This is a genomic window from Kribbella soli, from assembly GCF_004331345.1.
GTDB lineage: Bacteria > Actinomycetota > Actinomycetes > Propionibacteriales > Kribbellaceae > Kribbella > Kribbella soli.
The window spans coordinates 719,483-732,139 of record NZ_SJJZ01000002.1 but is presented as its reverse complement, the minus strand read 5'-3'; the positions used below and the strand labels follow the sequence as shown (position 1 = coordinate 732,139).

The window sequence follows — 12,657 nt, the reverse complement described above, 5'->3', positions numbered from 1 at the left end:
TCGGTAGCGCCGGGGCGACGTTCTCAGTCGATCGGGGCCTGGAGTTCGACCACCGTGCCGCGGGGTTCGTTGCCGGTGATCCGGACAGTGCCGCCGAGTGCCTGCGCGCGTTCGGTGAGGTTCCGGAGGCCGCTGCGGTGCGCGCCCGGGCCGATGCCGACGCCGTCGTCGGTGATGCGCGCGACGACGACGCCATCGCCGACCGAGACCTCGACGGTCGCCTCTGAACCCTTGGCGTGCCGGACGATGTTGGACAGGGCTTCGCGCACCGTGGCGAGGATCTGCGGCCTGGCCGCGGCCGGTACGACGGTGTCGATCGGGCCGCTCAAGGTCAGCCGCGGCCGGAACCCGAGCGGCCCGGTGTACTCGTCGACGAGTGACTGGATGTCGCCGCGCAGCGAACTGGCGCCCGGAGCCTGCTGGAGGCCGAAGATCGCGGCCCGGAGGTCGTGGATGGTGGAGTCGATGTCGTCGACGGCCTGGGCGAGCCGTTGCTGGTGTTCGGGGCGTGCCAGGCGATGCATTCCCTGGAGCTGCAGCCCGGTGGCGAAGAGTCGCTGGATGACCAGGTCGTGCAGGTCCCGGGCGATCCGGTCGCGGTCCTCGAGGACCGCGAGCATGTCGCGGTCGCGTTGCGACTGAGCACGCTCCAGCGCCAGCGTGGCCTGGCCGGCGAACATCCGGATCAGGTTGGCACCGTCGGACATCCCGGTGTCCGGGCCCTGCTCGGAGGCCACCACGAGCAGGCCGCCGGTGCCCGTCGTACCGGCCGGCAGCGGTGCCATCGTCGTACGGCCGAGCCGCGCACCTTCGGGGAACTCGGTCAGGCTGCCGTGGTCCTTCAGCAACTCGGCCAGGTCCTCGATCGTCACCTGCTCGCCGCCGGTCACGGCGCGGCCCAGGACCGGAAGGTCGTCGGGGATGCGCTGGCCGAGGAAGCGCTGGAACTCCGGCGGCCCGTCGACTGCCCGGACGACCAGCTCGTCGCCGTCCGCGAACAGTACGGCCGCGACGTGGGTGCCGGACACCTCGCGAGACCTGCGGGCGATCAGCTGGAGTGCTTGGTCCGGATCGAACTCACCGAGCATCAGTTGGGTGATCTCGGCGGTCACCTCGTGCCAGCGCCGGCGTTGTTCGGTGTCGGCGTACAGCCGGGCGTTGTCGATGACGACGCCGGCCGCGGCGGCGAGGGCGGTGACGGTGCGTTCGTCGTCCTCGGTGAAGTCGGCGCGGCCGGTTTTCTCGGTGAGGTAGAGGTTGCCGTAGGCGTGTTCGCGGGTGCGGATCGGGACGCCGAGGAAGCTCTTCATCGGCGGGTGGTTCACCGGGAAGCCGTACGACTGGGGGTGCTCGGCGAGATCGTGCATCCGGATCGACTCGGGGTGCTCGATCAGCAGGCCGAGGATGCCGTGGCCCTCGGGGTACGGTCCGATGGCGGCGATCTCTTCGTCGGTGACGCCGTGGGTGATGAAGCGGACGAGTCGTTTGCCGTCCGGCCCGACGACGCCGAGTGCGCCGTACCGGGCACCGGCGAGCTCACAGGCCGCCGACACGATGCGGTCCAGGGTGCTGTTCAGATCGAGATCTGCACCGATCCCGACAACCGCGTCGAGGAGCGCGCGCAGGCGTTCCTGGTACTCCATGATCTCGTCGACCCGGCCGAGCAGTTCCTGCAAGAGCGCATCGAGACGCACCCGGGACAGGCCGGCGTATTCCAGCGCACCCTCGTCCCAGCCCCCACGCCCTGACCGCGAACCGTCAGTCACACAGCAACACTACGTGACGTGACCGTCCCGGTGAACCAGCAACAGGTACGGAGCAGTGAGTAGGACCAGCGTCACGCGCTGTTGGGACCTTTGACCCTAGAACAGCTCCGCACTAGTCCGGTTTGGTGGGGTCGAAAGGCATCCGCTGCGAACGAATCGGATGGGCCCGGACCCGGCCTCTGCGGTATGCCGCCGAACCGAGGGACGAGGGGGAATTTCCATGCGTGGACGCTTGCGCCTTGGAGGACGAGCGGGACTGGTGATGGTGGCGGGCATGAGCCTGCTGCTGGCCGGTACGTCGATCTCCTCCGCAGCCGAGCAGAAGGCGACAACGACGGCCTCACCGGCCGCACTGGTCGTCAAGAACAACGACTTCAACGGTGACACCAACTCGGACGTTCTGTCCGTCGACACCACCGGACGTCTGTGGCTGTACCCGGGCAACGGGGCGGCCGGCTGGCTGCCACGCATCGGCTACAGCCAAGGCTGGGATGCGATGACCGCGATCCTCGCGCCCGGGGACTTCGACGGCGACGGGAAGGCGGACCTGATCGCGATCGACAGCGCGGGCTACCTGATCCTGTACTCCGGCAACGGCCAGGGTGGATGGCTGCTCTGGAAGCGCTACGGGAGTGGCTGGAACACGATGACGTCGATCTTCGGGCCGGGCGACTTCAACGGTGACGGTCACATGGACGTGCTGGCCCGGCAGAACACAGGGCAGCTGTGGCTCTACCCAGGTGATGGCAACGGTGGCTGGCTTCAACGCGTGGGGTACGGGACCGGCTGGAACGCCATGACCTCGCTGCGAGGGCCTGGTGACTTCGACGGCGACACCTTCGTGGACCTGACGGCTCGCGACGCGGGCGGCAGCCTGTGGCTCTACCGGGGCGACGGTCACGGTGGTTGGTTGCCGGGCCGGACCCTGATCGGGTCGGGTTGGCAGAACCTGACGGCGATCGTGAGTCCGTGGGACTTCAACGGCGACGACAAGGTGGATCTGCTGGTTCGCAACGCGTCCGGACAGCTGTACATGTACCGCGGCAGCGGTACCGGCGGCTGGACCCTGCCCGCGGTACTCGTCGGCTCAGGCTGGAACAGCATGACCGCGATCACCGCCTGACCTCCAAACCGGCTCGCGCCACACTGTGGCGCGGGCCGGCGCCAGGAGAGCGGCTCGGGTACGGGCCGGTGGTGTACCTGTTGAACTCGACCATGGTGCCGTCGATGTCGCGGATGATGTGGCAGAGGCCGTTCCACCGGGCGACCTCGACGCCGATGGCGATCAGCCGGACCCGGCTGGGGCCGGAGGCGAACGGCTCGGGGGAGTCGCAGCGACGCGTGTGCCACGCGTCGTTCTGGTAGTAGGTTTCCACGTCGGCGTGGAGTGAGGTGTCGTCACTCAGCCCGGTGTCGTCGCGCGTTGTCATCGAGGCCGCCTCCCATCGCCGGCGCCGGGCAAGCCCCAGAATCTGGCCACACGAAACCGGCTGGTTCTACTTCTGACTGTGCCGTGCGCCCGGGCCGAGTGAGCGGGCCAAAAGTCCCGAGTTCGCCGGGCCGTCGGTCCTGCTCCGCGGCTGTCGCCGCCCGTATCGGAGTGATAGCCTCCAATCACCATTGAGGTGGCCCTGGACCCTGGCAGCCAGCGATATCGCGCTTGGGGGTTGGGGCGGGTGTTCCGGAATTTCGTTGTCTCTGTCGCGTCGAGATCATGACGATGGTTGCCGGGTATCTGGATCGTCTGGCCCGCTCAGCGCATTTCGACTCCTGGCGGACCGACGAGCTGAGTGACGCGCTGGCGGCCATCGACGATGCGCTCGGTGACAGATCCCCGCCACCTGACGGCGGCCCGGGAGTACTCAACATTCGGTTCCAGATCTATCGGCAACGGTTGCAGCGCGAGTTGGACCACCGCGCAGCAGCAACCGATCGCTGACCCAGTGGCGCGGCATGACCGCGCTCGGGCTGGTGAGTATGTTTCAGTTGTTAACGTGTCCAGCGTTGGGTGATGACCTTCTGCGTTCCCCATCTGGCGGTCGCAATTGGCGGGACGCCATGCCGCGTTGTGTGCGGAAATCCTTTGCCTGAAACGGGTTTCGGTGATGCGTCGACGAGGTCCGGCGAGTTTGCCGTTACGAGACCGTGACGCGCGGATGTCTGGTTGATGTATTGACCAACCTGCATGTGAGCGCAAACATGTGAGCGCTAACAATTCGATCGGGCCAGCGATGTGGGAGTGACACGTATCCCGGAGGGGAAGTGTTCGTGAAGAAGAGGTTTGTGGCCACTCTGAGTGGGGCCTTGCTGGTGCTCGGCCTCGCGGCGTGCGGCGGACAAGGAGCGGGCGGGACCACCGACACCGCGAGTCAGCAGCCCAAGGATCTGACCATCGGGGTGTCGATGCCGACCCAGACGTCGGAGCGCTGGATCGCCGACGGGAAGGCGGTGAAGGAGAAGCTCGAGGCGAAGGGGTACAAGGTCGATCTGCAGTACGCGAACGACGACATCCCGACCCAGTCGCAGCAGGTGGATCAGATGATCACCCAGGGCGCCGACGTGCTGGTCATCGCCGCGATCGACGGCACCGCGCTCAGCAGTCAGTTGCAGGCGGCGGCCGACAAGAAGATCCCGGTGGTCGCGTACGACCGGCTGATCCGCGGCAGCCAGAACGTCGACTTCTACGTCAGTTTCGACAACTACAAGGTCGGCGTCGCCCAGGCCAAGGCGCTTCTTCGCGGGCTGGGCCTGGAGAACGCGGACGGCTCCAAGGGCACCAAGGCCGGGCCGCTCAACATCGAGGTCTTCGCCGGTTCACTCGACGACAACAACACGCACTTCTTCTTCCAAGGTGCGATGGACACCCTGAAGCCGTACCTCGACAACGGCTCGCTGGTCGTCAAGTCGAAGCAGACCAAGCTCGAGCAGGTCGCGATCCTGCGCTGGCAGCAGGAGGCGGCGCAGAAGCGGATGGAGAACCTGCTGACCTCGAGCTACAACGATGGCGGCAAGGTCGCCGGGGTCCTCTCGCCGTACGACGGCATTTCGCGCGGCATCATCACCGCGTTGCAGAACGTCGGTTACGGCACGGCGGCCAACCCGATGCCGGCGATCACCGGTCAGGACGCGGAGATCGCGTCGGTCAAGCTCATCAACACCGGTGTCCAGAGCTCCACGATCTTCAAGGACACGCGGCTGCTGGCCGAGCAGGCCGTCAACGCGTCGGTGGCGTTCCTGGAGAAGAAGCAGCCGGAGGCCAACGACACCAAGTCGTACGACAACGGCGTGAAGGTCGTCCCGTCGTACCTGCTGCCGATCCAGACCGTCTTCAAGCCAGACATCCAGAAGCAACTCGTCGACTCCGGTTACTACACGGCGGCCGAGGTCGCCGCCGGTCAGGCCAAGTGACGGACGGCCGGGCCCGGCATCACGATCCGCCGGGCCCGGCCGCCTGAGCTGAACAGCCTGACCGCGAAGGAGGATGTATGAACGAGGTGCTGCTCGAGATGCGGGGCATCACGAAGACCTTTCCCGGGGTCAAAGCTCTCGAGGACGTCTCGCTCGCCGTCCGGCGAGGGGAGATCCACGCGATCTGTGGCGAGAACGGCGCCGGCAAGTCGACCCTGATGAAGGTGCTGTCCGGCGTCTACCCGAGCGGGAGTTACGACGGCGGGATCAGCTTCGACGGCAGGCCCGTGCACTTCACCGGCATCCGGGACAGTGAGGCCGTCGGGATCGTCATCATCCATCAGGAACTGGCGCTGGTGCCGTACCTGTCGATCGCGGAGAACATCTTTCTCGGCAACGAGCGCCGCGGGCGCGGCGGACTGATCGACTGGAACCGGGCCAACGCCGAGGCCCGCGAGCTGCTGACATCGGTCGGCCTGGACGAGAACCCGGTCTCGCCGGTGATCCAGCTCGGCGTCGGCAAACAGCAGCTGGTCGAGATCGCGAAGGCGTTGTCGAAGGACGTCCGGTTGCTGATCCTCGACGAGCCGACCGCCGCGCTCAACGACGTCGACTCGGCCCACCTGCTCGACCTGCTCCGGCGGCTCCGGGACCGCGGGATCACCTGCATCATGATCTCCCACAAGCTGAGCGAGATCACCGCGATCGCCGACTCCACCACGGTGATCCGTGACGGTCGCACGGTGGAGACGCTCGACATGACCTCGGGGGAGGTCACCCAGGAGCGGATCATCCGCGGCATGGTCGGCCGCGACCTCGAGAGCTTCTACCCGGTCCGCGACTCCGACCCCGGACCCGAAGTACTGCGGATCGAGGACTGGACGGTGTGGCACCCGGTCCAGCCGCGCAAGGTCGTCGACGGAGCGAACCTGTCCGTGCGCGCCGGTGAGGTCGTCGGCATCGCCGGACTGATGGGTGCGGGACGCACCGAACTCGCGATGAGCGTCTTCGGGCGTTCGTACGGGCGCAATATCAGCGGCCGGCTGTACCTGCACGGCAAGCAGGTCCGGGCCCGAACCGTGGCCGAGGCGATCTCCAGCGGCATCGCCTACGCCACCGAGGATCGCAAGCGGTACGGGCTGAACCTGATCGCCGACGTCCGTGCGAACGTCTCCGCCGCCGCGCTCGGCAAGCTGGCCCGGGCCGGGTGGGTCAACGGCAACGAGGAGATCAAGGTCGCCGAGCGGGGCCGGCGGGAGATGAACATCAAGACGCGCACCGTGCTGGACACCGTCGGCACCCTGTCCGGGGGCAACCAGCAGAAGGTCGTGCTGTCCAAATGGCTCTTCACGGATCCGGACGTACTCATCCTGGACGAGCCCACGCGCGGTATCGACGTCGGAGCCAAGTTCGAGATCTACACGATCATCAACCGGCTCGTCGCAGAGGGGAAGGCGGTCATCGTCATCTCCTCCGAACTCCCTGAACTGCTGGGGATGTGCGACCGGATCTACGCGTTGTCGGCCGGACGGATCACCGGCGAGCTGCCGGTGGCCGGGGCCACTCAGGAAGAGCTCATGGCGCTCATGACGAAGGAGAAGGAGCTCGCCGGATGACCAGCACCAAGCCTTCCGTGTCAACGGAACCGGCATCAGCAGACAGCGCCTCCGCCGCGCTGCATGTCGGCACCAGCGATCCGCTGACCCTGATCATGCGGAACCTGCGGCAGAGCGGGATCTACATCGCGTTCGTCGTGATCGTGGCGCTGTTCGCGTTCCTGACCGACGGTGTCCTGCTCAGCCCGGGCAACATCACCAACATCGTGCTCCAGTACTCCTACATCCTGGTGCTGGCGATCGGCATGGTGATCCTGATCATCGCCGGCCACATCGACCTGTCGGTCGGGTCGATCGTCGCGTTGACGGGCGCCGTGTCCGCCGTACTGGTCATCCAGCACGGACAGCCCTGGTGGGTGGGCGTGCTGGCGGCCGTCGCGGTGGGCATCGCGGTCGGGGCCTGGCACGGCTTCTGGGTGGCGTACGTCGGCATGCCGGCGTTCATCGTGACGCTGGCCGGCATGTTGCTGTTCCGGGGCCTGACGATGCAGGTACTGGACAACGTCTCCTTGTCGCCGTTCCCGGCCGACTACCAGAAGGTGGCCAGCGGCTTCCTGAACGGCCTGCTGGGCGGGCAGGGCTACGATGCGTTCACGCTGCTCATCGCCGCGATCGCGGTTGCGGGGTATGCGGTCAGCGTGTTCCGCACCCGGTTGGCACGGATCCGCTACGAGCAGCCGGTGGAGTCGTTCCCGCTGTTCGTCGCCCGGGTGCTGGTGGTCGCCGCGATCGTCATGTACTTCGCCTGGCAGCTTGCCCACGCCCGCGGACTGCCGATCGTCCTGATCATCCTGGCTGTCCTCGTGATCGCCTACGGGTTGATGACGAAGAGCACCGTCTTCGGCCGCCAGGTCTACGCGATCGGCGGCAACCTGTCGGCCGCGATGCTGTCCGGTGTGAAGGTCCGCAAGGTGAACTTCTGGATCTTCGTCAACATGGGCTTCCTGGCCGGGGTCGCCGGCGTCATCTACTCGTCCCGGTCCAACGGCGCCCAGCCCGCGGCCGGCAACATGTTCGAACTCGACGCGATCGCGGCGGCGTTCATCGGCGGCGCGGCCGTCGCGGGCGGCGTCGGCACCGTGGTCGGGGCGATGGTCGGCGGCCTGATCATGGCGGTGATGAGCAACGGGATGCAGCTGATGGGCGTCGACCAGTCGACCCAGTCCATCGTGAAGGGCCTGGTGCTGCTGCTGGCCGTTGCCTTCGACATCTACAACAAGCGCCGCGCCGGCGCCACCCGCTAGGAGCACTGTGGATCGCCCCGTCGTGGGTCCGGGACCGGAAGATCTCGGGGCGGCCCGCTCCCTCGGTATGTCGGACGTCGCCGCACACGCCGGGGTTTCGCACCAGACGGTGTCGAGGGTGGTCAACGCGCACCCGAACGTGGCGGCGGCGACCCGCAAGAAAGTGCTGGAGGCGATCGCCGAACTCGGCTACCGACCCAACAGCGCGGCCCGTGCCCTGGTGACCGGGTCGTCGCGCACGATCGGCCTCGCAATCGCCAACGTGAGCCAGTACGGACCCGCACAGACCTTGCTCGGTCTGGAACATGCGGCCCGCGAGGCCGGCTACTTCCTCACCGTGTCAGTGCTCGACGACGACAGCGGCGGCAATCTGATCGAGGCTGTCGAGCGGCTGGCGACGCAGTCCGTCGACGCCATCGTTGCGTTGAGCACCTATGAGGGCGCTGTTCGCGCACTACCCGTCGTGAATCCGAGAGTGCCGCTGATCACCGTACAGGCAGAGCGTGCCGGGCAGGACCTCGCCGTCTGGGTCGACCAGGAGACAGGCGCCGCTCTCGCGACCAGGCACCTGCTCGACCTCGGGCACCACACTGTCCATCACGTGAGAGGGCCCGCCAACGCCCTCGAGGCGGATGCCCGGCAACGCAGCTGGCGGACCGAGCTCGAGTCGGTCGGCGCCGCTGTGCCGCCGGTGCTGCACGGTGACTGGTGGCCGCCGACCGGTTACCTGGCCGGCCGCGAGCTGATCGCACGTCGTCGTGGGGGAGAGGAAGTCACAGCCGTTTTCGTAGCCAACGATCAGATGGCGCTCGGGCTGCTCAGCGCGTTCGACGAGGGTGGGATCCGGGTTCCGGACGACATCAGCGTCGTCGGATTCGACGACGTACCCGAGGCGCCGTACTACGCACCACCCCTGACGACAGTTCGGCAGGACTTCGCCGAACTGGGCCGCCGCGTCGTCCAGGCGGTCCTCGCGCGAATCAGTGGTAGGCCGTTCCAAACAGAGCCGGTTCAACCGCGTCTGATGGTCCGCAGCACGACCGCCCCGCCACCGGCTGCTCGGCCGGTCATCCGGGGATCAACGGTGCCGCGCACCTAGTATTTCCCCATGGCGAGAGTGAGCGAGGGGCTTGGACGAGCTCCGAGCATGACCGATGTGGCCGCCGCGGCAGGCGTCTCGCACCAGACCGTATCTCGGGTGCTGAACGGATCGGAGCTGGTGAAGGACGAGACCCGCACCCGCGTGCTGGCGGCGATCGCCGAGCTGGGCTATCGGCGCAACAACGCGGCTCGGCTCCTCGTCACGAACAGGTCGCACCGCATCGGGATGATCTCGGCGCATCTGGTCCTCCACGGGCCGAGCATGATCGCTGTGTCGGTTCAGGACGCCGGGCACAAGGCGGGGTACGACGTCTCGCTCGTCGCGGTCGAGGACTTCACGGCGCGGTCGCTCAGGGAGGCCGTCGATCGCCTCCTCGACGAGGCGGTCGAGGCGATCGTCGTTGCCGTCGCCCATCGCGAGGCACGCGAGCAGGTCAGGTCGCTCGAGATGCCGGTGCCCCTGGTCATCGTCCAAGGGGTGAGTGACGGGCAGCGGATGGCGGTGGGAATCGACCAGGAAGCGGGTGCCCGCCTGGCGGTGGAGCACTTGCTCGACCTCGGCCATCGCCACGTCGCCCATGTCACCGGGCCGCAGGAGTGGGTCGAAGCCGGCCAGCGGCGTGCGGGCTGGCGGAGCGCGCACGAGCATCGCCATGTGCTGCCGGGACCGGAGCTCGGCGGCGACTGGTCGCCGCAGAGCGGGTACGAGGCCGGTCTGCGGATCGCCGAGGATCCGGACGTGACGGCGGTCTTCGTGGCCAACGACGGGATGGCCATGGGGCTGATGTACGCCCTGCACGAGAAGGGCCGCGACGTCCCGGGTGAGATCAGTGTCGTCGGATTCGACGACGTGCCCGAGGCGCGGTTCCTCTGGCCGGCTCTCACGACCGTCGACCAGGAGTTCTCCCTGCTCGGCCGGCGCGCTGTCGAGCTGACCCTGCGGGCGCTCGGCGGTGAGGTCGATCCGTCGGCCGAGCTGATCCGTCCCGCACTCGTCGTACGCGACTCCACGGCCGCACCGCGGCACTGAGAGTTAGCGCTAACAGCCACCGTCCGGATGGTCGTGGCCGTTCTTGACAACCTAGAATGTTAGCGTTCACAATCTCGACACTGATGCTGGTCCTGCACATCATCAGAGAGGAACTGTGCATGAGTCCCGAAGAGCAGTACGTCGTCGGAGTCGACTTCGGTACGTTGTCCGGCCGAGCCGTCGTCGTTCGCGTGTCCGACGGGGCCGAGCTCGGTACGGGCGTCCACGAGTACGCGTACGCCGTGATCGACGACCGGCTGCCGGCGACCGGTCTGCGGTTGCCGCCGGAGTGGGCCCTGCAGGTCCCCGACGACTACCGCGAGGTGCTCCGGACCGCCGTCCCCGCGGCGATCGCCGCGTCCGGGATCGACCCGGCGGGGGTGATCGGAATCGCTACCGACTTCACCGCCTGCACGATGGTTCCGTGCCTCGCTGACGGTACGCCGCTGAACGAGGCCGACGGGTTCGCGGACAGACCGCATGCGTACGTCAAGCTGTGGAAGCACCACGCCGCACAGCCGCAGGCCGACCGCATCAATGAGCTCGCCCGCGAGCGGGGCGAGGACTGGCTGCCGCGGTACGGCGGCCTGATCTCGTCGGAGTGGGAGTTCGCCAAGGCGCTGCAGTTCTTCGAGGAGGACCGCCCGCTCTACGACCGGATGGACCACTGGGTCGAGGCGGCCGACTGGATCGTGTGGCAGTTGTGCGGGCGCTACGTCCGCAACGCCTGCACCGCCGGCTACAAGGGCATCCTGCAGGACGGCCGGTACCCGTCGACCGACTTCCTCGAACACCTCGCGCCCGGCTTCGGGCCCTTCGTCGCGGACAAGCTGGAACACCCGATCGGGCAGCTCGGCTCCGAGGCCGGCCGGTTGACTGCCGAGGCAGCTGCGTGGACCGGCCTCCCAGAAGGCATCGCGGTCGCCGTCGGGAACGTCGATGCGCACGTGACAGCGCCCGCAGCGCAGGCCGTGGACGCGGGGCAGATGGTCGCCATCATGGGAACGTCGACGTGTCACGTGATGAGCGCGGACGCGCTGCGTGAGGTGCCCGGCATGTGCGGCGTTGTCGATGGCGGCATCATCGCGGGCCGCTGGGGCTACGAAGCCGGTCAGAGCGGTGTCGGCGACATCTTCGGCTGGTACGTCGACAACGCCGTGCCGCCGTCGTACCACGAAGCTGCTGCCGCCGCGGGGGAGTCGTTGCACGAACACCTGACAAGGCTCGCGGCCGATCAAGCGGTGGCTGAGCACGGGCTCGTCGCGCTCGACTGGCACAGCGGCAACCGGTCGGTGCTCGTCGACCACGAACTCTCGGGACTGATCGTCGGCCAGACGCTGGCGACTCGACCCGAGGACGGCTACCGCGCCCTGCTCGAGGCGACCGCGTTCGGTACCCGCGTCATCGTCGAGACGTTCGCGAACAGCGGCGTACCGGTGCAGGAGTTGATCATCGCCGGCGGGCTCGCGAAGAACGCCCTGCTCATGCAGATCTACGCCGACGTCACCAGGCTTCCGCTGTCGATCATCGATTCCGAACAGGGGCCGGCGCTGGGTTCGGCGATCCACGCGGCGGTCGCCGCCGGTGCCTATCCCGACGTCCCGGCGGCGGCCAAGAGCATGGGCAAGGTCCGACGCGGCGTCCACCTCCCGGACGAGGAACGGGCCAAGGCCTACGACGAGCTGTTCGCGCTGTACCTCGAGCTGCACGATTACTTCGGGCGACACACCAAGTTGATGCGGCAGTTGAAAGCGATCCGGCGCAGGGCGGTGGAGGCCAAGTGAACGCGATCGCCGAAGTCGCCGACACTCTGACCCGGCTGCGGGCCGAGGTCTGTCAGCTACATGCTCATCTGCCGGCCTACGGCTTGGTGGTGTGGACGGCGGGCAACGTCTCCGCCCGGGTTCCCGGGCACGACCTCATGGTGATCAAACCGAGCGGGGTCGCCTACGACGAGCTGACGCCTGGCAACATGGTCGTCTGCGATCTCGACGGCCGAGTCGTCGACGGTGAGCACGCGCCGTCCTCGGACACCGAGGCCCAGGCCTACGTCTATCGGGCGATGCCGGACGTCGGCGGTGTGGTGCACACGCATTCGCCGTACGCCGTCGCGTGGGCCGCGCGCGGCGAAGCGATCCCGTGCGTGACGACGATGTGTGCCGACGAGTTCGGCGGATCCATTCCGGTCGGGCCGTTCGCGATCATCGGGGACGACTCGATCGGCCGCGGCATCGTCGAGACGCTCCGCGGCTCGCGCTCGCCCGCCGTACTGATGCAGAACCACGGTGTCTTCAGCATCGGGCCGACCGCCAAGGCCGCGGTCAAGGCGGCGGTCATGTGTGAGGACGTCGCCCGATCGGTGCACCTCGCGCGGCAGCTGGGCGACCCGATCCCCATCGACCCGGCGTACGTCGACCAGCTCTTCGACCGCTACCAGAACGTCTACGGACAACGATGACCGCTGCTCTGTGCTGGTCAGATCCCGGAAGGAC

Annotated in this window: 11 protein-coding genes; 9 read left to right on the top strand and 2 right to left on the bottom strand. The window is 67.6% G+C overall.

The window, feature by feature from the left end; all coding sequences use genetic code 11:
• Positions 1-23 precede the first annotated feature (23 nt).
• Positions 24-1,766 carry a sensor histidine kinase gene (locus E0H45_RS17720; protein ID WP_202872373.1) on the bottom strand — a complete coding sequence of 581 codons (1,743 nt, stop codon included), beginning with the start codon at positions 1,764-1,766 and terminating at the stop codon, positions 24-26.
• A 274-nt stretch (positions 1,767-2,040) separates the two neighbouring features.
• On the opposite strand from E0H45_RS17720, the gene E0H45_RS17715 reads away from it, so the two are divergent.
• Positions 2,041-2,889, top strand: coding sequence for an FG-GAP repeat domain-containing protein (locus E0H45_RS17715; protein ID WP_165546496.1), 849 nt, complete (start codon positions 2,041-2,043; stop codon positions 2,887-2,889).
• Here E0H45_RS17715 and E0H45_RS17710 read toward each other — a convergent pair.
• On the bottom strand, positions 2,879-3,196 hold the full coding sequence (locus tag E0H45_RS17710; RefSeq protein WP_131338598.1) for a hypothetical protein: 318 nt from the start codon (positions 3,194-3,196) through the stop codon (positions 2,879-2,881). The two genes, E0H45_RS17715 and E0H45_RS17710, sit on opposite strands and share 11 nt — an antisense overlap.
• Before the next feature lie 284 nt (positions 3,197-3,480).
• Between E0H45_RS17710 and E0H45_RS17705 the strand changes: the two genes are divergently transcribed.
• From E0H45_RS17705 to E0H45_RS17670, 8 genes are all read left to right on the top strand, one after another.
• Complete coding sequence (locus E0H45_RS17705) at positions 3,481-3,705, top strand: hypothetical protein (RefSeq protein WP_131338596.1); 225 nt, start codon at positions 3,481-3,483, stop codon at positions 3,703-3,705.
• 344 nt (positions 3,706-4,049) lie between these two features.
• The gene (gene chvE / locus E0H45_RS17700) at positions 4,050-5,174 is read left to right on the top strand and encodes a multiple monosaccharide ABC transporter substrate-binding protein (protein WP_238155068.1); all 1,125 of its coding nucleotides are present in this window, start codon (positions 4,050-4,052) and stop codon (positions 5,172-5,174) included.
• Between the two features lie 77 nt (positions 5,175-5,251).
• The gene (gene mmsA / locus E0H45_RS17695) at positions 5,252-6,790 is read left to right on the top strand and encodes a multiple monosaccharide ABC transporter ATP-binding protein (protein ID WP_131338591.1); all 1,539 of its coding nucleotides are present in this window, start codon (positions 5,252-5,254) and stop codon (positions 6,788-6,790) included.
• On the top strand, positions 6,787-8,034 hold the full coding sequence (mmsB, locus tag E0H45_RS17690; protein ID WP_131338589.1) for a multiple monosaccharide ABC transporter permease: 1,248 nt from the start codon (positions 6,787-6,789) through the stop codon (positions 8,032-8,034). The genes mmsA and mmsB overlap by 4 nt, the downstream gene beginning before the upstream one ends.
• A gap of 7 nt (positions 8,035-8,041) precedes the next feature.
• Positions 8,042-9,133: a LacI family DNA-binding transcriptional regulator gene (locus E0H45_RS17685; RefSeq protein ID WP_238155067.1), complete on the top strand. Its 1,092-nt coding sequence runs from the start codon at positions 8,042-8,044 to the stop codon at positions 9,131-9,133.
• A 48-nt stretch (positions 9,134-9,181) separates the two neighbouring features.
• Positions 9,182-10,165 (top strand): LacI family DNA-binding transcriptional regulator, encoded by a 984-nt coding sequence (locus tag E0H45_RS17680; protein ID WP_131338588.1) that lies wholly within the window; start codon positions 9,182-9,184, stop codon positions 10,163-10,165.
• A 119-nt stretch (positions 10,166-10,284) separates the two neighbouring features.
• The gene (gene araB / locus E0H45_RS17675) at positions 10,285-11,949 is read left to right on the top strand and encodes a ribulokinase (protein WP_131338586.1); all 1,665 of its coding nucleotides are present in this window, start codon (positions 10,285-10,287) and stop codon (positions 11,947-11,949) included.
• A complete protein-coding gene (locus E0H45_RS17670) occupies positions 11,946-12,623 on the top strand; it encodes an L-ribulose-5-phosphate 4-epimerase (protein WP_131338584.1) in 678 nt (225 codons plus the stop codon). Before araB ends, E0H45_RS17670 begins: the two co-directional genes overlap by 4 nt.
• Positions 12,624-12,657 lie beyond the last annotated feature (34 nt).

What these genes read in the sequence shown, in the direction of transcription:
- araB (WP_131338586.1), top strand. Translation starts at nt 10,285, where the DNA reads ATGAGTCCCGAAGAGCAGTACGTCGTCGGAGTCGACTTCGGTACGTTG.
- mmsB (WP_131338589.1), top strand. Translation starts at nt 6,787, where the DNA reads ATGACCAGCACCAAGCCTTCCGTGTCAACGGAACCGGCATCAGCAGAC.
- E0H45_RS17705 (WP_131338596.1), top strand. Translation starts at nt 3,481, where the DNA reads ATGACGATGGTTGCCGGGTATCTGGATCGTCTGGCCCGCTCAGCGCAT.
- E0H45_RS17710 (WP_131338598.1), bottom strand. Translation starts at nt 3,196, where the DNA reads ATGACAACGCGCGACGACACCGGGCTGAGTGACGACACCTCACTCCAC.
- E0H45_RS17715 (WP_165546496.1), top strand. Translation starts at nt 2,041, where the DNA reads ATGAGCCTGCTGCTGGCCGGTACGTCGATCTCCTCCGCAGCCGAGCAG.
- mmsA (WP_131338591.1), top strand. Translation starts at nt 5,252, where the DNA reads ATGAACGAGGTGCTGCTCGAGATGCGGGGCATCACGAAGACCTTTCCC.
- E0H45_RS17680 (WP_131338588.1), top strand. Translation starts at nt 9,182, where the DNA reads ATGACCGATGTGGCCGCCGCGGCAGGCGTCTCGCACCAGACCGTATCT.